This is a genomic window from Campylobacter sp. CCS1377 (assembly GCF_040008265.1).
Taxonomy (GTDB): domain Bacteria; phylum Campylobacterota; class Campylobacteria; order Campylobacterales; family Campylobacteraceae; genus Campylobacter_D.
The window spans coordinates 1,602,186-1,618,774 of the sequence record NZ_CP155620.1 but is presented as its reverse complement, the minus strand read 5'-3'; the positions used below and the strand labels follow the sequence as shown (position 1 = coordinate 1,618,774).

The following is a 16,589-nucleotide window of genomic DNA, read 5'->3' as shown; positions in this document are numbered from 1 at the left end:
TCCAAATTTGGGTTATTCTGATTTTAAGGCAATCAAAACGCCTTCTATCATTTTTTTAATATCTCCATCTAAGATATTATCCACCTGCGAAAAGGCTTCGCCGCTACGATTATCCTTAACTTGCTGATAAGGAAAAAGCACATAAGAGCGGATTTGATGCCCCCAGCCTATCTCGCTTTTTTCACTTGAATTTGCACTATCTTGTTGCTTCATAAGTTCAAGCTCATAAAGGCGCGATTTTAGCATTTTAAAAGCAGTAGCTTTGTTTTTGTGTTGGCTTCTATCATTTTGGCATTGCACAACTATTCCGGTTGGAAAATGTGTGATTCTAACCGCACTTTCTGTTTTATTAACATGTTGCCCGCCTGCACCACTTGCTCTATAATAATCAATCCTTATATCTTTTTCTTCAATTTCAATTTCAATATCATCATCAAGTTCAGGGCTTACCATAACACTTGAAAAGCTTGTGTGACGGCGTCCAGCACTATCAAAAGGCGAAGTTCTTACTAAGCGATGAATGCCATTTTCTGCTTTTAAATAACCATAAGCATTATCGCCCTTAACCAAAAAACTTACATCTTTAAGTCCTGCTTCTTCGCCTTCTTGAAAGTCTAAAGTTTCTACTTTAAAACCTTCTCTTTCACAAAATCTTAAATACATTCTATAAAGTATGCTAGCCCAGTCATTGCTTTCCGTTCCACCTGCTCCTGGGTGAATGGAAACTATAGCATTTTTGCTGTCATTTTCTCCACTTAAAAGCATAGAAATTTCAAGACTCGTGATAGTATCTTCAAGGCTTGGTGCATCGTTAAATAATGCTTCTAGCGTCTCTGCATCGTTTTCGCTATTAGCTAAATCAAAAAGTTCACTCGCATCATTTAAGGCATTAAAAGCATTTTCGTATTTTTTAAGTAAATTGGTAATTTTTGTCTTTTCTTTGCCGATAATGCCTGCTTGTTTTACATCACTCCAAAATGATGGAGAATTTTCAAGCTCTTCAATTTCTTTAAGTCTTGCTTTAATCTCATCGGGTTTTATGATAGAGGCTATATTGCCTACTTTGTTTTTAAGAGTTTTTAAAAGTTCGCTAAATTCGTAATTATCCATAATTCTTTCCTAAATTTCATAAAGCGTAATTTTAGCAAATTGCATTAAAAAAGTCTATAATGTGAGTTTTGGTAATTTTTGTTGTTATTTGTTAAATTTGTTTTTCAAAAGAAAATTGAGTTTGATGCGAAATAGACCTTATCTTGGTATAGATTTGATTAATTACACTGTTTAAATATTTTCTTAGATACTTTTCTACATTATATAAAGATGACCACTTCAACTTTTTTCATAAAATTTCAATAAAACACATTTTTCTTATGCATAAAAAACCCTTAAATATTATTTTGATATTATTTTGATATTATTTTGATATCAAAAAAACGAATTTCAATACAAAAATTAAATAAAAGTGAGAAAAATGTCAAAACTTTATCTGATGTCTTTAGGTTGTAATAAAAATTTAGTCGATAGTGAAATCATGCTTGGGCGTTTGCAGCATTTCACCCTAGTTGATGATCCAAGCCTTGCTGATGTTTTGATTGTCAATACTTGCGGTTTTATCGATAGTGCAAAAAAAGAAAGTATAAATGCTATTTTAAATTTACACGAACAAAGAAAAAAGGATTCTCTTTTAGTCGTTACTGGCTGTTTGATGCAAAGATATCGCGAGGAGCTTATGAAGGAACTTCCCGAAGTTGATCTTTTTACCGGCGTGGGAGATTATGAAAGAATCGATGAAATGATACTTAAAAAGATGAATTTATTTTCAAATTCTACCTATTTACAAGGTGAGAATAGCGATAGAATAATCACAGGAAGCAATTCTCACGCTTTTATAAAAATCGCTGAAGGATGCAATCAAAAATGCTCATTTTGTGCAATTCCAAGCTTTAAGGGTAAGTTAAAATCGCGTGAAATCTCAAGCATTATAAACGAGCTTGAAAGCCTAGTAGCCAAAGGTTATAAAGACTTTTCATTTATCGCACAAGATACGAGTTCTTATTTGTTTGATAAGGGCGAGAAAGATGGACTAATTAAACTCATTGATGCAGTAGAAAAAGTAAAAGGCATAAAAGCGGCAAGAATTTTATATCTTTATCCTACAAGTGCGAGTGAAGCGTTAATCAAACGCATTATAAATTCCAACATTTTTGTAAATTATTTTGATATGCCACTTCAACACATCAGCGATAAAATGCTAAAAATTATGAAGCGTGGAGCAAATAGTACAAGGCTTAAAGAAATGCTGACTTTAATGAAAAGTGCGCCAAATAGCTTTTTACGCACTGGTTTTATCGTAGGACACCCAGGGGAAAGTGACGCAGATTTTGATGAGCTTTGCGAATTTATAAAAGAATTTGGTTTTGATAGAGTGAGTATTTTTGCATATTCTAAAGAAGAAGATACTGCCGCTTTTGATATGGAACAAGTGCCATTTAAAACTATCAATAAAAGACTAAAAATCATCGAAAAAATCGTAGATGAAGTAATAGAAAAAAGCTTTGAAAAAGAAGTGGGTAAAAAGCATTTGGTGGTTTGTATCGGAGAAAGTAGTGAAGGTGAGTTTTTCATCGCAGCTAAAGATTTAAGATGGGATAGAGAAATTGATGGGGAAATTCTCATCAATGAAAGCGATTGCGGTGATTTGGAAATGGGGCAAATTTATGAATGCGAAATCACACAAAATGTAGATAAAAAGCTAATCGCTAAGGCTTTAAGAAAAATTGATGAAAATTAAAGATGAGATTTTATCTCTACTAAAAAAGCGTAAAAATTTACTTGCTTTTTCTTATGGGAGTGATTCTAGTGCGCTTTTTCATCTTTTAGTGCAAGAAAAAATTAATTTTGATCTTGTGATGATAAATTATAAAACGAGAAAAAATAGCGTTTTAGAAGAAAAAAGCGCAAAAGAGCTTGCTTTGAAATTTAATAAAAAGATTTTTATCGCCCACGCGCCTAAATTTGAAAATAATTTTGAAAAACAAGCAAGAGATTTTCGCTATGAATTTTTTGAAAAAATTTGTCTTGAAAAAAATTACGAAAATCTCATTTTAGCACACCATTTAAACGATGCCTTTGAGTGGTTTTTAATGCAACTTTCGCGTGGAGCTGGTTTGGCTGAAATTCTAGGAATGAATGAATTTGAAAAAAGAAAAAATTACAATATCATCCGTCCTTTACTCCGCACATCAAAAGATGAAATTAAAGCTTTTTTAAAACAAAATGAAATTTTTTATTTTAATGATGAAAGCAATGAAGATGAAAAATATTTTAGAAATTATATAAGAAAGCATTTTTCTAATGATTTTGTAAGCAAATTTAGCGAAGGTTTAAAAAGAAGTTTTGTGTATCTAAACGAAGATAAAAATAAGCTTTTCAAAAATGAAATTAAAGAATTTAAAGGGATTTTAATCTGCGCTAAAGATGAAAGCTTAATTGCAAAGGCTTTAAAAATGCAAGGCATTGTGCCAAGTGCCAAACAAAGAAAAGAAATGCTAAAAAATGATTGTGTGATAAGTTCTAAAATCGCAGTGGTTTATAAAGATGAAAAAGCCTTTGTTTTCAAACATGAAAATTGCGAAAAATTGCCAAAAATTTTCAAAGAAGAATGCCGCTTGGCAAAAGTGCCAAAATTTTTAAGAGCTTATCTTTATAATCATGGCATTTTACCTAATGAATTTTTAAGCTTTTGGGCTTAAATTTAAGATTCTTTGATAGCTTAAATGTGTAAGAAAAATCACAAAAAATACAGGTAGAAAAAGACCCAAAAACGGCACTGAAGCAATAAGATAAAAACAAAGTGTGGAGAATTTAAATTCAAAAGGTGAGTTTTTGGCCCAGAAATTTTTGTATTCATCCTTTGAAAAAGCGCAACTTGCAACATCTAAAAGTAATAATTGATGGAAGAGATAATAAAATACAAAATAAAAAATAAAAAGATTAATAAAAGGCAAAAAGAGTAAAAGCAAAGAAAGAAGCAAAAAAGCGATGAATTTGACAAAAATTTTAAGCAAATCTTTCATCACTAAAAAATTTGAAACTTCATTTTCAATTATATACCCATAATGTTTAGCGTTGATTTCTTTGACTATAAAAGGTGTTAAGAAAGATACGATAAAAATGGCAAAAAATACCGAAGCAAATACTGTAACAAAACCTGCCAGTAAAAAACTTAAGGCATGGATGATAAATTGCACGATGCTTAAAGCATAAAACCAAGCCAAAAAAGAGTCAGGTTTTACACTAAAAAATGTATTAAAATAATCAAGCAGAATTGAAAAGGCAAAATAACTCAAAACAGTGAAAATGACAAGGCTAACCAGCAACGGTAAAAGTGAGAATTTTAAAAATCTTGCGCTCAATAAATCTCTCAAAGATAGCATTAAAATTTGTATCATTTAACGCCCTTATAAGCAAGTTCAAGTTTTTCATAAATAAGGTCAAATTTAAGTTCGTTTTCTAAAATTTGATTTAAAATTTCATTGTCTTCAACTCCATTCCAAATTTTTTTATAAGTACCTTCTTTGTAGCCGTGATCTTGACGGAATTTATTTAAAACATTTTTTCCTATATAAATTTTATAAAGCTGATGCAAATTCAAACCACACTTCATCGCTAAAATAAAATACGCTGATAAAAGCTCGCCTAAATCAAATCCAAAACCGCTGCATTTATGGATAATAAGCTCAATATCATTTAAAATCCCATAAGTATCACTTTCGCTTGGCTTGCTTTTTTCTTTACAAAAGTCGTTAAAAAGGCTGACTGAGGCAAGATCTTGTGCGATTAAATTTTTGTCTGTGATGTGTTTTGCCTTGTATTCTTCAAGTAAGAGACTTAAGATAAAATGCCAAATATCGACAATTTCTATACAAACATTATCCCAATTTGTAGGTGCGCTGATATTTTTCCAATGTTTCCAAGCAAAAGATTCGATGAGTTCTGCACATTCCATATAAATACAACGACGAAAACTGATCAATTTACCTTCTTTAGTATAGCCATCTTCCCAGCCCACGCCATTGGTTTCATCATTTAATTTTTGCTGAAGGGTAAGCATATTTTCTAGAATTTGAATATTTGTCATTTTTTAGCCTTTGAAGTCTTTTATCAAAAATTATACTTAAAGAGTTATAAAAACTCTTTAAATTAGGCATAAAGATTTAAGGAATTTGAATTTTTATCCTCGTTTTGTTGCTCCATTTGTTTTTCAAGCTGTTTTTTCATTTGCTCTAAAATTTCTTCGATCAATTTTTTGCTATCTTCTAACATAGAGGTATTTGCGTTTGTATCAGGACTTTGGTTTTCTTTAATGAGATTATTAAGTTTATTGGTGAAGTTATTCATAATGGCATTTTTATGATTTTCATCTTTTGGAGTTGGTAAAACATCTGCCATTTGCATTGCTGAAGTGATAAGTTCTTTAGGGTTTAATTCCCCAACCTTAGAATTTGCAAGGAATTCTTGCATCAAAGGCTTGATCTCTTCCATAGCGTTTTTAATTTCATCAAGTTCATTTTGCGTAAGTTTAGAACCTTCAAAGCTAAAGCTAAAACCGTATTGTCTTTTTAAATTTAGGGTTTTGCCTTCTTCGTTGTTATTATAATTAATACTTTGATTATCATACATTGCAAGGCTTAGATGCTTGCCACTTTTTGTGGTATAGTCCATTGAAAAATTTTGATTTTTACTGATATCAACTTGCATAAAAACTCCTTGAAATTTATCATTTTTTGCAAATCGACATTTTTTTATTTTTCTTAAATTTATAAGAGTATAATTTTATCTATGGACGAAAGAATTAAAAAATTTATCGCCTCTTGTAAGCTTTTAAGCTGGGCTATGAGAGATGAAAAAGGTGTTTATATCGCTAATGCTTTTTATGCTTTTGATGAAAGAAATTTGGCTTTAATTATCGCTTCACATGAAGATACAAAGCATATAAAACTGGCTTTTAAAGAGTCAAAAGTTGCGGTAAATATCGCCAAAGAAAGTACAATAGCTTTTTTGCAAGGCGTGCAAATCAAAGCAAATTTTTGTAAAGCCAATGAAATGCAAATTCAAATTTATTATAAAAAATTTCCTTTTGCAAAGCTTTTGGGTGGCACGACATTTGCTTTAGAAATTGAATATGTAAAATTCACAGATAATAGCCTAATGCTTACAAAAAAACTTGAATTTTACCAAGATTTTGTTAAAAAAAATGAGTTATGATTTTAGTTTTAATTTAAACTATAAATTATGGAAGTTGAATGTTTAATGTAATTTATGCACTTTTTTTTAGAGAGCTAAAAACTAGATTTGGCAATAATAGACATTTGGGATATTTTTGGGTTGTGGGCGAGCCTATGAGTGTTGTATTGACAATCACAGCTATCGTAACCGTAATAAGAGAATATCATCATCAAGTAATGCCACAAGGAATTTCTATTTTTATGTTTTTGGTTGTGGGAATTGTGCCTTATTTTATGTTTAGAAGTATTGTTACTCAGCTTATGAATGGTATTGGTGCGAATTTATCTTTATTTGCTTATAAACCTGTAAAGCCTATACATGTATTTATTTCTAGAACTTGTTTGGAATTTTGTATTTATTTTGTGATTTTTGTTTGTGTGTTGTTTTTAGCAGGTTGGTTTTTTAAGATCGATGTTTTTCCAAGACATTTTTTAGATGTGATGTTTTCTTTGTTTTTGCTTATTTGTTCAGGCTTTGTTTTGGGTATGAGTTTTGCAATGATAGCTTTTTTTTTCGAGCCTTTAAAAACACTTTTGAATTATTTTAGTATAGTGTTTTATTGGGGTTCTGGGGTGATTTTCCCCACTTGGCTTATGCCAAGACCCTTGCTTGATGTGTTTTATTATAATCCCTTGCTTCATGTTATGGAGCTATTAAGATATAATTTTTTTGATAATTATCCCTTGCAAGATGAATATAGCTATATTTATCCTATGTATTGCATTACTATATTGCTTTTTATATCTTTAGTGGCGTATTATCACAATAGACAAGCATTAACGGCGGCTAGAAAATCATGATTAAAATTTTAAATTTAAGTAAATCTTATCCGCTATTTAATGGTTCTAGGCATTATGTTTTTAAGGATTTTACTTTTGAATTTCCTGAAAATTGTAGTATTGGCTTAATGGGCGGCAATGGTGCAGGAAAATCAACTCTTATGAAACTTTTAAGCGGTGCTGAACTTCCTGATAAAGGAAAAATTATTACCAACAAAAAACTCTCTTGGCCTTTGGGTTTAAGCGGAGCTTTTCAAGGTTCTTTGAGTGCTAGAGACAATGTAAAATTTGTAGCTAGGGTTTATGGTTATAAGGGCGAGGCTATTAAGGAGAAAGTGGAATTTGTGCAAGATTTTGCTGAGCTTGGTAAATTTTTTGATGAACCTATGAAAAATTATTCTTCAGGAATGAGTGCTAGGATAGCTTTTGGTTTAAGTATGGCTTTTGATTTTGATTATTATCTAATTGATGAAGCAGGAGCAGTCGGCGATCCAAAATTTAGGGCAAAAAGTGTTAAACTTTATAAAGAGAGATTAAGTCGTTCAAAGGTGATTATGGTTTCGCACAATGTGGCCGAAATTAAAGAATGGTGTGATAAAATTATTTTCATGAAAGATGGAAAAGCAACGGTATATGATGATGTCGATGAGGGTATAGCCGTATATCAAGGAAAGAGTAAATGAAAAATAAGTTAAAGAAACTAAACGCATTGCTTTCATTTAAAACAGTTTGGTATGTTATGATTTTAGTGTGTTTGTATTATTTATTTATTGCTGCAGATCGCTATGTAACCACACTTAGCTTGGGTGTAAGATCAACCAGTGGGAATAATCTTCAAACCAGTGGACTCATTTCTTTGCTTTCTAGTACTTCAAGCACTAATGAAGATATTAAATATCTTCAAGCTTATATTGGCTCGATTGATATGTTAAAAATTTTAGATAAAAAAATCAAATTACGACAACTTTACCAAGAACAAAAAATCGATCTTCCTTTTAGAATTTATGACTCTAGTTCTTTGGAAAGTTTTTTAAAATATTATCAAAGCAGGGTTAAAATCAAAGTCGATGATAAAACAGGACTTTTAATCGTTGATGTAGAGGGCTTTACTCCAGAATCTTCTTATTTAATAGCAAAAACTATTATGGAAGAAAGCGAAAAATTCATCAATGAAATTTCTCACAAAGCTGCAAGGGATCAAATGGCTTTTGCGGAAAAAGAACTCAATAATTTTAAAGAAAGATTGCAAAAAGTAAAAGCGGATTTGATTAAATTCCAAAACAAATACGGTGTTTTTGATCCGCTTAAGCAAGCTGAAGCCAAGGCGACATTGGCGACTCAAATTGAAAGCTCTATAGCACAAAAGGAAGCTGAGCTTTCTACAATGTTGAGTTATATGAATGAAAAAGCTCCACAAATCGTAGGTCTTAAAGCTGAAATTTCAGCACTTAAAAAACAACTCGAAAAGGAAAGTGCTAAAATTTCTTCTTCAAATGCCTCTAAAAAGCTTAATAATCTTGCTGCGCAGTATCAAGATTTAATGACTGAAGCTGAATTTGCACAAAATGCTTATACAACAGCTTTGCAAACCTATGAAACTACTAGGATAGAGGCAATGAGAAAGATTAAACAGCTTGTAATTGTGCAAAGTCCTACTAAGCCAGAGAGTGCAGCTTATCCTAATAAATTGTATAATATAGCGACTATTTTTATGATTTTAGTTTTAATTATTGCTATTGCAAGGCTTGCAAAAACCATTATAGAGGAGCATAAATATTAATGAAAAAAGTTATAATTTCACTTATATTTTTAAATCTTTTCGTTAAAGCGGTGGATATTTCACAAATTTCAGCAGTGCAAAGCCAATTATCTATGCAAGATAATAACCTTAGTGCAAATTCTATAACTTTGCCTGATCAAAATATTAGCTCTTCTTTAAAGCCTATTGCACCTGTTTTTGGCGCGCATTTATTCAATGGAAATTTCAAGCAATTTACTCAGCATGTTTATAATCCTGAGTATAAAATTACTGTTGGAGATCAAATCAGCCTTAAAATTTGGGGTGCCGTAGAATTCACTCAAATTCTTATTGTAGATTCGCAAGGTAATATTTTCATACCGCGTGTTGGAGCTATTAAAGTGCTTGGTGTGGCAAATAAAGATTTATTATCGGTTATCCAAACAGGAGTGAGGCAAATTTATAAAAATAATGTTTTTGTTTATGCAGACTTAAATATTTATCAAAATGTCTCCGTTTTTGTAACAGGGAATGTCAATCAGCCAGGGCTTTATCAAGGACTTAGCTCAGATTCTATTATCCAATACATCGACAAAGCAGCGGGTATAAATTTAGATTATGGAAGTTTTAGAGATATTCAAATTTTAAGAGACAATAAAATCATCGAAAGTATTGATTTGTATGAATTTTTACTTCAAGGTAAAATGAACCTTTTCCCTTTTAGAATGGGCGATGTGATTTTAGTTGGCGATGTAAAAAAATATGCTTTTGCTAATGGAGATGTGCAAAGACCGTTTAGATTTGAAATTGCAGATGATGTTAAAACTTTGCAGGATTTAGCAAAAATTTCAGGTGCAAAACCTATTGTTACTAATGCTGTTGTGAGAAGTTATGGTGAAGATCATAAGTTGCATGTGAATTTTTACAGCAAAAAAGATTTTAATACAATTCTTATTAAAACCGGCGATGAGGTGGAATTCAGACCTGATTATGTAGCCGAAAAAATCAGCATTAATATAGAAGGTGAGCATAATGGCTTACATACTTTTGTGGTAAAAAAAGGTACAACTTTAAAAGATGTAGCGGAAATGATTAATCCTAATGAGCAGTCTGATTTAAATTCACTTCAAGTTTTTAGAAGAAGTGTTGCTAGAACCCAAAAAGAACTTATAGCTGCACAGCTTAAAGAACTTGAAACCTTGGCACTTACTAGCTCTTCAGTCAATGCTGAGCAAGCTAGCATTAGAGCACAACAAGCCAAGACTATACTAGAATTTATTGAAAGGGCTAAAAAGGTTGAGCCAAAAGGGCAAATTGTTATTGATAATACTAAAGCTTATGATTCTATTGTTTTAGAAGAAGGCGATGTGATTAATGTCCCTAGCAAAAATAATCTTGTGATAGTTCAAGGCGAGGTCTCGTTACCAGGAGCTTTTGTATTTATGGATAAAGAAAAAATGAGATATTATATTGATTTAGCTGGTGGATATAGTGATAGAGCAGATACTTCAAGGGTGTTATTAATAAGATCAAACGGAAAGGCAGAAAAATACAGTGCTGGATGGGGAGGCGGAAGTGCAACAATGAAACCAGGGGATTCTATCTTGGTTTTACCAAAAGTGGATAGCCAGAATTTACAAGTCTTTAGCATGCTGACTCAAATTCTTTATCAAATTGCCATTGCAACAAATGTTGTGTTGAATTTATAATGAAAACTAGGATAACGAAATGAAAATTGATGCTTTAAAAATCGCCAAAGAAGTTTTTGAAACCGAAGCAAAATCCATACAAGATTTAGCTTCAAATTTAGATGAAAATTTCAGCAAAAGTGTAGAGCTTATTTTAAATTCCAAAGGGCGCCTTGTTATTACTGGTATGGGAAAATCAGGACACATTGGTGCAAAGATAGCTGCAACTTTAGCAAGTACAGGAACACCTAGTTTTTTTATGCATCCCGGAGAAGCTTTGCATGGAGATCTTGGAATGCTTACTCCAGAGGATGTTGTTATTGCTATTTCAAATTCAGGTGAAACTGAAGAGGTTTTAAAGATCATTCCGGCTATAAAACGCCGCCAAATCAAACTTATCGTAATGGCAGGTAATAAAAAATCTACTTTGGCCAAACAGGCTGATTATTTTTTAGACATTTTTGTGAAAAAAGAAGCTTGCCCTTTGCAGCTTGCACCTATGTCTTCGACTACAGCTACTTTAGTGATGGGCGATGCTTTGGCCGCTGCTTTGATGAAAGCAAGAAATTTCAAGCCTGATGATTTTGCACTTTTTCATCCAGGTGGAAGTTTGGGTAGGAAGCTTTTAACTAAAGTTAAAGATTTGATGGTCTCCAAAAAACTTCCTATTGTTAAGCCTGAAACTTGTTTTAATGATCTTGTAGATGTTATGACTAGTGGAAAATTAGGACTTTGTATAGTGCTTGAAAATGAAAAATTAGTAGGCATTATAACAGATGGGGATTTGCGTCGTGCTTTAAAAGCGAGCGATAAACCAAGATTTGATTTTAAAGCTAAGGAAATCATGAGCAAAGATCCGAAAGTCGTTGATGCTGATGCTATGGCAAGCGAGGCAGAAGAAATCATGTTAAAGCATAAAATCAAAGAAATTGTTGTAGGTAAAGATGGAAAAGTTGTAGGTATCATCCAACTTTATGCGATAGGAAATATTTAGTGGTTAAGTTATTTTAAAATTTTTATATACCTTAAAAATTTTTGAAAACAGCGTGAGATTTTAGAATGAAATTTTAATTTTAAAGCATATAACTTATTGGTTTGGAGTTTTTGCTTTTCTTTTTCTAGTATATTAATTAAGACAAGTGGGTGGCAATATTCTAGTGTTTTTGGATGGATATAGCGAGGATAGAGAATATAAGTTGCAACGATGAGTTCTTCTAATGTACGAATTTTAGTGCGTCTAGGACAGGCTTGTTTATCTATGGTAAGTCCCCAACCTGCATAAAAAGGCAAACCATAAGTTATTACCTTTTTGCCATAAATTAAGGCTTCAAAACCGCTTAGCGAGGTGAGTGTATGTACTTCATCTACCGCTTCTATGCAAGAAGCTAGACTAATATCAGTAGCAAGTGCATCGCAAAACTCTTTTGCAATAGGGGTAGGGATATTACCCACGCGATTACCACTTAGCACATCAGGGTGGGGCTTATAGAGGATAAAGGCATTTTTATTTTCTTTTCTTACAAGCTTTAAGAGACTAAGATTAGTTGCTCCTTTGGCTCCATAGCGTACTGATGCATCATCTTCTACTTGTCCTATTACTAATATTTTAGTTTTATTTTTAGGGAGATTTAGGATTTTGTGGTTTGTTGTGTTGTATTTTGAGATTTTGGTTTTTAGGATTTTTTCTTTTAGGATTTTTGCTTCATCAAGTTCTTTTTGGCTAAATTTATGATTGTTTAAAATCTCTTCTAAATTGCTGCTTTGAGTAGGATCAAAATAGATTCCCTTTGTATCAAAGCTTTGTGAATAGGGGCGTGTGAGATCAGAGCCCAAAGAAATGGAACGGATAAAGCCATCTTCAACTCTTGTAAGCTTTAAATGATGCTTTGTAGCATATTCTTCAATCTCTTTAAATTCCTTTCTCCCCCAAATAAAAATTTCACTTTGTAAATCTAGCCCTTTTTTGAAAGCTAATTTTAAGGGTGTAGAAAAAATGGGATTGATAAATTTAAGATTTTCTTTTTTATATTCTTTTAAAAAAGGAGGGATAAAACTATGCTTCCACCTAGAAAATCCAAAAAAGAAGGCTTTATTATTGTTTTTCAGGACTAGGTGTTTATAAGCAATGATGGTTTCTAGTGTGTCTAAAATATCACTTTTTCTTTGGTAAATGGGATTATAATAGGTACTATAAAGAATATAGCTTGCCGCAAAAACTTCTTCTAATGTACGAATTTTAGTGCGTCTAGGACAGGCTTGTTTATCTATGGTAAGTCCCCAACCTGCATAAAAAGGAATCCCAAAACATATACATTCACAGCCTACAAGCAAGGCTTCAAAGCCCATTTGAGAAGTTTTAGTATAGACTTTTTTAAAATGTTTTAGAAGAGAGATAGGGTTAAAGTCTTCTGTAATGAGTTTTATTTGTTTTGGAAGATTTTGTGGATTTACATCTGAAGTTTTTTTGCCACTTAGCACATCAGGGTGGATTTTAAGGTAGATTTCTCTATCTTTGTTTTCATCGATAACACAATTTATCAAATCTTTTGTGCTAAATTTATCTCCAAGTCCATATTTTAGACTTAAATCTCCGCTAGTTTGTGAGATGATTAGAACTTTTTCTTTGGAGCTAGTAAAGTAGGTGGGAGGGACATTTGGGGTGTGATTGTATTTTGAGATATTGTGGGTGATGATGAGCTCTATTGCCTTTTTGGCAGTTTCTAAAAGAGCAGGATTTTTTTTAAAATCATAGTGGTTTAAAATCTCTTCTAATGCACTAGGAGCAGTGGCATCATAATAGATGCCAAGATTATCACTTACAAGTGAAAAACTAGGAGAATTTTCTACTCCAAGTCCTAAAGAACGGATAAAGCCATCTTCTAACAAAATAAAATCTTTTTTGAAAATTTTAGCAAGAAATTTCGCAAACTTTCCTGTTTTTTTATAACCCCAACCTTTAAATTGTCGGTGTGTAAAAATTTGCCAAATATTATAAACATAATAATTTAATTGTTTCATTAAACTGTAATTTTCCTTGGAGGTTTTAATTTTTATGTTATTATATTATATTATATTTTTTCAATAAGTTATGTATTGCATAATATGATTTTAAATAAAATTATAAAAGTTTATCTAGCTAAGGTTACAAGTAATGTTTTTTTTACGAATTGTATATTATTATTATCGTAGAATTGTTAGAAAAGTTTCTAATATTGATGTTTTAACAAGGGATAAATGGATTTTCCTAGACAATTTTTTTAATAAATATTCTGATTTAAATGATAATTTGTGTTTATTTGAATATGCTTTGAAAAAAAAAGAAAATGCTTATTATGTTGTTTGTAGGGAACATTATTTGTATGAAGAATTGAAAAGGAGATATCCAAATAGAATAATAGTTTGCAACAATAGATATCTTTCTTTGAATTTTTTATGGCATTTGATGGGTGCAAAATATATCTTTGATTCTTATCAAATACTGGTTGCTAAGTTTAGATTGGGTGGTATTCTTTGTAATTCTAAAATTCACTATATTTATACTCAACATGGTATTAATTTTTTTAAAAAATACTTTTTGGAAAATACAGATAGTTTATCTGATGAAAATTTTAACGCAATTATTTTTTCAAATTTGCATGAAAAAGCTTATTTTGAAGCAATTTATAATTATCCTAAGGATAGGCAACTATTGCTTGGTTTAGCAAGATGGGATAAAGTTTTACCAATTGAACAATGTGAAAAGAAGATAGTTTTAGTGTATTTTACTTTTAGGAGATATTTGATACAAGATTGTAGAACTATAGAATATAAATTATTTAAAGCATGGTATTATTTATTAAATGATAGTGTTTTGCTAAATTATCTAAAAAAAAATGATATTGAAATTTATTTTGCCTTACACCATGAAATAGAGAAGAAAAACTATGGGCAGTTTGATATTTTAAAACCTATTAATCAAAGTAAATTGAGCGAAGTTAAAAATAAAGCAAGTTTGCTAATTACAGATTATTCTAGCATGGCCTTTGATTTTATGGTTAAAGATAAACCAGTTGTATTTTATAGGGTAGATCAAGATGAATTATGTTTAGATGAAGAGAGTAGAAGAAATTCTGAATGTGCTGAAAAATTAAATGAACAAATTTATAATATTTTTTATAACAAAAAGGATGTAATTGATAAATGTATATATTATTTTAACAATAATTTTACATTAGAGGAAGAATTTAAAGAAAAAAATAGCAATTTTTTCGCTTATAAAGAGAATTTTAGAGAAAATATCTATAATGCTGTTAAATCATTAAAGAAAAATAATTTATTTGCAAAAATTATTACACCCATTAATGTGATACTTCCTATTGCAACAACAAAAGATATTAGATGTATAGGTTTATCTAAAAGGGAAGAACATGGAAGGTGGAGTTTAGGGGATGAGGTTTCTTTTTATTTGAATTTTAAGGATTATAGAAGGGTTCTGATTGATTTTAAAGTTCATAGTATTATGGATTTGGATGCAACTATTTATCTAGATTCAAAGAAGATTTTATCATGCAATGTTTTTAAGAATGTTAGTCAAAATAAAATATCATTTGAAGTTAGTAGAAAAAAGATAGCACAGCAAAAAGGTTGTGTTATGATAAAATTTATTATACATTTTCCTATAAGTCCTAAGATGTTAAAATTAAATCAAGATTCAAGAATGTTAGGAATATTTTTTCATTCTATAAGTATACAAGAAGTAAAAAAAGGTTAGAAATGTTTATTATATATGATTTTACCCGTTTAGATCAAAGAAGAAATTTGCTTACACCTTCTGGTGTGGATAGAGTTGATTTATATTATATACTGTTTTTATTAAAAACCTATAGCAAGATTATTTTCGTTCGAGGATATGGTGGTTATTTAAAGACTTATTCTACGCAAAATGCTTTAGATGTATTGAAAAAAATAGCAAAAAATTGGGCTGAAATTGATGATATTTTTTACAATATTGATAGGAATGATTTTATCAATGTAAAAATGGATGTAGAAAAATTTTTAAAAGATGACATAGATTATACCTATTTTAATCTTACTCATAGTCTTTTAATAGGAAGATATACTATAGCTAAATTTGCCATAAAAGATAATATCAAAATGATTTATTTTTGTCACGATATAATTCCTATTTTATATCCAGAGTATACTGCAGATGGGAAAATTGCTTTTGAGCAGCATAGTTGTGTGATGAAATTAATGCTTTGGAGTGCGGATTTGATTTTTACTACTTCTCAAGCAGTAAAACAAGATGTTTTGAATTATTCAAAAGAAATAGGTGTTAATCCTCCAAAAGTTATCGCAAAAGAAATAGGAGCAGAAGAAAATTTTCTTAAGGCAAGATGGAGTAAACAAGATTATCATAAGCATTTTATTTATGTTGGCACTTTTGAGCCAAGAAAAAATCATATATTATTGTTTTTAGCGTGGAAAAAATTATATTCTATTTTACAAGAACACACACCTATACTTTACATTATAGGAAGAAAAGGGTGGTTGATTGACTGGCTTGATAGATATTTTGAAGTTGAACCTAATGTTTCAAGATTTGTAAAAAGGTTGGAAAATATCCAAGATTCACAATTAGAGAAATTAATGCTTGAATCATATGCTACATTAAATCCATCATATACTGAAGGTTGGGGTATGCCTGTAGCTGAATCTGTATCTATGGGTATACCAACTATATGTTCTGATATACCAGCTTATCATGAGAGTTCTCAAGAATGTGCTATATTTTTATCTCCATTTAATGTAGATATTTGGGTTGATACAATTTTGGATGTTTTAAATGATAGGGCGATTTTTCCTGATTATGCTTATAAAATTCCTACTTGGAAAAACTACTTTATTGAGGTAAATGAGATTTTAAATGAGGATATTATCCTAAGAGACAAAAAACAATATATGCAACATTTTTATGACAACTTAGAAGATTTTCATTTTGCAGCACATAAAATACAATCTAATCAAAAAGTTAAAAAAAGTATAAAAGATAAAATAAAATTGAAGCTATTAAAATCAAAATTTTATTTTATTAGAATGCTTGCTAGATTTATTTGA

15 protein-coding genes are annotated in these 16,589 nt (G+C 30.7%); 10 read left to right on the top strand and 5 right to left on the bottom strand.

What is annotated here, in order from left to right:
• Positions 1-12 precede the first annotated feature (12 nt).
• Entirely contained in the window at positions 13-1,110 is a 1,098-nt protein-coding gene (gene prfB, locus AAH949_RS08120) for a peptide chain release factor 2 (RefSeq protein ID WP_348518465.1), read from the bottom strand.
• Between the two features lie 361 nt (positions 1,111-1,471).
• Between prfB and rimO the strand changes: the two genes are divergently transcribed.
• Positions 1,472-2,791, top strand: a complete 1,320-nt coding sequence (gene rimO, locus AAH949_RS08115) for a 30S ribosomal protein S12 methylthiotransferase RimO (protein ID WP_348518464.1) — start codon at positions 1,472-1,474, stop codon at positions 2,789-2,791.
• Positions 2,781-3,752 (top strand): tRNA lysidine(34) synthetase TilS, encoded by a 972-nt coding sequence (gene tilS, locus AAH949_RS08110; RefSeq protein ID WP_348518463.1) that lies wholly within the window; start codon positions 2,781-2,783, stop codon positions 3,750-3,752. Before rimO ends, tilS begins: the two co-directional genes overlap by 11 nt.
• On the opposite strand, the gene AAH949_RS08105 is transcribed toward tilS, so the two are convergent.
• The 3 genes from AAH949_RS08105 to ciaI all read right to left on the bottom strand — a co-directional run bounded on the left by AAH949_RS08105 (position 3,735) and on the right by ciaI (position 5,760).
• Positions 3,735-4,448, bottom strand: coding sequence for an EI24 domain-containing protein (locus AAH949_RS08105; protein ID WP_348519152.1), 714 nt, complete (start codon positions 4,446-4,448; stop codon positions 3,735-3,737). The genes tilS and AAH949_RS08105 overlap by 18 nt on opposite strands.
• Positions 4,448-5,140, bottom strand: a complete 693-nt coding sequence (locus AAH949_RS08100) for a dUTP diphosphatase (protein WP_348518462.1) — start codon at positions 5,138-5,140, stop codon at positions 4,448-4,450. The genes AAH949_RS08105 and AAH949_RS08100 overlap by 1 nt, the downstream gene beginning before the upstream one ends.
• 62 nt (positions 5,141-5,202) lie before the next feature.
• Positions 5,203-5,760 (bottom strand): intracellular survival protein CiaI, encoded by a 558-nt coding sequence (ciaI, locus tag AAH949_RS08095; RefSeq protein WP_134237829.1) that lies wholly within the window; start codon positions 5,758-5,760, stop codon positions 5,203-5,205.
• A gap of 81 nt (positions 5,761-5,841) precedes the next feature.
• Here ciaI and AAH949_RS08090 point away from each other — a divergent pair, with 81 nt between their 5' ends.
• The 6 genes from AAH949_RS08090 to AAH949_RS08065 are packed head-to-tail and all read left to right on the top strand — an operon-like array spanning position 5,842 to position 11,487.
• A complete protein-coding gene (locus tag AAH949_RS08090) occupies positions 5,842-6,267 on the top strand; it encodes a hypothetical protein (RefSeq protein WP_348518461.1) in 426 nt (141 codons plus the stop codon).
• A 38-nt stretch (positions 6,268-6,305) separates the two neighbouring features.
• The gene (locus AAH949_RS08085) at positions 6,306-7,088 is read left to right on the top strand and encodes an ABC transporter permease (RefSeq protein WP_134237831.1); all 783 of its coding nucleotides are present in this window, start codon (positions 6,306-6,308) and stop codon (positions 7,086-7,088) included.
• Positions 7,085-7,750, top strand: a complete 666-nt coding sequence (locus AAH949_RS08080; protein ID WP_134237832.1) for an ABC transporter ATP-binding protein — start codon at positions 7,085-7,087, stop codon at positions 7,748-7,750. The genes AAH949_RS08085 and AAH949_RS08080 overlap by 4 nt, the downstream gene beginning before the upstream one ends.
• On the top strand, positions 7,747-8,847 hold the full coding sequence (locus AAH949_RS08075; protein ID WP_348518460.1) for a capsule biosynthesis protein: 1,101 nt from the start codon (positions 7,747-7,749) through the stop codon (positions 8,845-8,847). Before AAH949_RS08080 ends, AAH949_RS08075 begins: the two co-directional genes overlap by 4 nt.
• Positions 8,847-10,514 (top strand): polysaccharide biosynthesis/export family protein, encoded by a 1,668-nt coding sequence (locus AAH949_RS08070; protein ID WP_348518459.1) that lies wholly within the window; start codon positions 8,847-8,849, stop codon positions 10,512-10,514. The genes AAH949_RS08075 and AAH949_RS08070 overlap by 1 nt, the downstream gene beginning before the upstream one ends.
• 25 nt (positions 10,515-10,539) lie before the next feature.
• Positions 10,540-11,487 carry a KpsF/GutQ family sugar-phosphate isomerase gene (locus AAH949_RS08065; RefSeq protein ID WP_348519151.1) on the top strand — a complete coding sequence of 316 codons (948 nt, stop codon included), beginning with the start codon at positions 10,540-10,542 and terminating at the stop codon, positions 11,485-11,487.
• Positions 11,488-11,495: 8 nt separating this feature from the next.
• On the opposite strand, the gene AAH949_RS08060 is transcribed toward AAH949_RS08065, so the two are convergent.
• Complete coding sequence (locus AAH949_RS08060; protein WP_348518458.1) at positions 11,496-13,511, bottom strand: capsular polysaccharide biosynthesis protein; 2,016 nt, start codon at positions 13,509-13,511, stop codon at positions 11,496-11,498.
• 133 nt (positions 13,512-13,644) lie between these two features.
• Here AAH949_RS08060 and AAH949_RS08055 point away from each other — a divergent pair, with 133 nt between their 5' ends.
• Positions 13,645-15,243, top strand: a complete 1,599-nt coding sequence (locus AAH949_RS08055) for a CDP-glycerol glycerophosphotransferase family protein (protein WP_348518457.1) — start codon at positions 13,645-13,647, stop codon at positions 15,241-15,243.
• Positions 15,244-15,245: 2 nt separating this feature from the next.
• Positions 15,246-16,589, top strand: a complete 1,344-nt coding sequence (locus tag AAH949_RS08050; protein WP_348518456.1) for a glycosyltransferase — start codon at positions 15,246-15,248, stop codon at positions 16,587-16,589.

Coding starts and splice junctions, on each gene's coding strand:
- prfB (WP_348518465.1), bottom strand. CDS start 1,110: ATGGATAATTACGAATTTAGCGAACTTTTAAAAACTCTTAAAAACAAA.
- rimO (WP_348518464.1), top strand. CDS start 1,472: ATGTCAAAACTTTATCTGATGTCTTTAGGTTGTAATAAAAATTTAGTC.
- tilS (WP_348518463.1), top strand. CDS start 2,781: ATGAAAATTAAAGATGAGATTTTATCTCTACTAAAAAAGCGTAAAAAT.
- AAH949_RS08100 (WP_348518462.1), bottom strand. CDS start 5,140: ATGACAAATATTCAAATTCTAGAAAATATGCTTACCCTTCAGCAAAAA.
- ciaI (WP_134237829.1), bottom strand. CDS start 5,760: ATGCAAGTTGATATCAGTAAAAATCAAAATTTTTCAATGGACTATACC.
- AAH949_RS08090 (WP_348518461.1), top strand. CDS start 5,842: ATGGACGAAAGAATTAAAAAATTTATCGCCTCTTGTAAGCTTTTAAGC.
- AAH949_RS08085 (WP_134237831.1), top strand. CDS start 6,306: ATGTTTAATGTAATTTATGCACTTTTTTTTAGAGAGCTAAAAACTAGA.
- AAH949_RS08080 (WP_134237832.1), top strand. CDS start 7,085: ATGATTAAAATTTTAAATTTAAGTAAATCTTATCCGCTATTTAATGGT.
- AAH949_RS08075 (WP_348518460.1), top strand. CDS start 7,747: ATGAAAAATAAGTTAAAGAAACTAAACGCATTGCTTTCATTTAAAACA.
- AAH949_RS08070 (WP_348518459.1), top strand. CDS start 8,847: ATGAAAAAAGTTATAATTTCACTTATATTTTTAAATCTTTTCGTTAAA.
- AAH949_RS08060 (WP_348518458.1), bottom strand. CDS start 13,511: ATGAAACAATTAAATTATTATGTTTATAATATTTGGCAAATTTTTACA.
- AAH949_RS08055 (WP_348518457.1), top strand. CDS start 13,645: ATGTTTTTTTTACGAATTGTATATTATTATTATCGTAGAATTGTTAGA.
- AAH949_RS08050 (WP_348518456.1), top strand. CDS start 15,246: ATGTTTATTATATATGATTTTACCCGTTTAGATCAAAGAAGAAATTTG.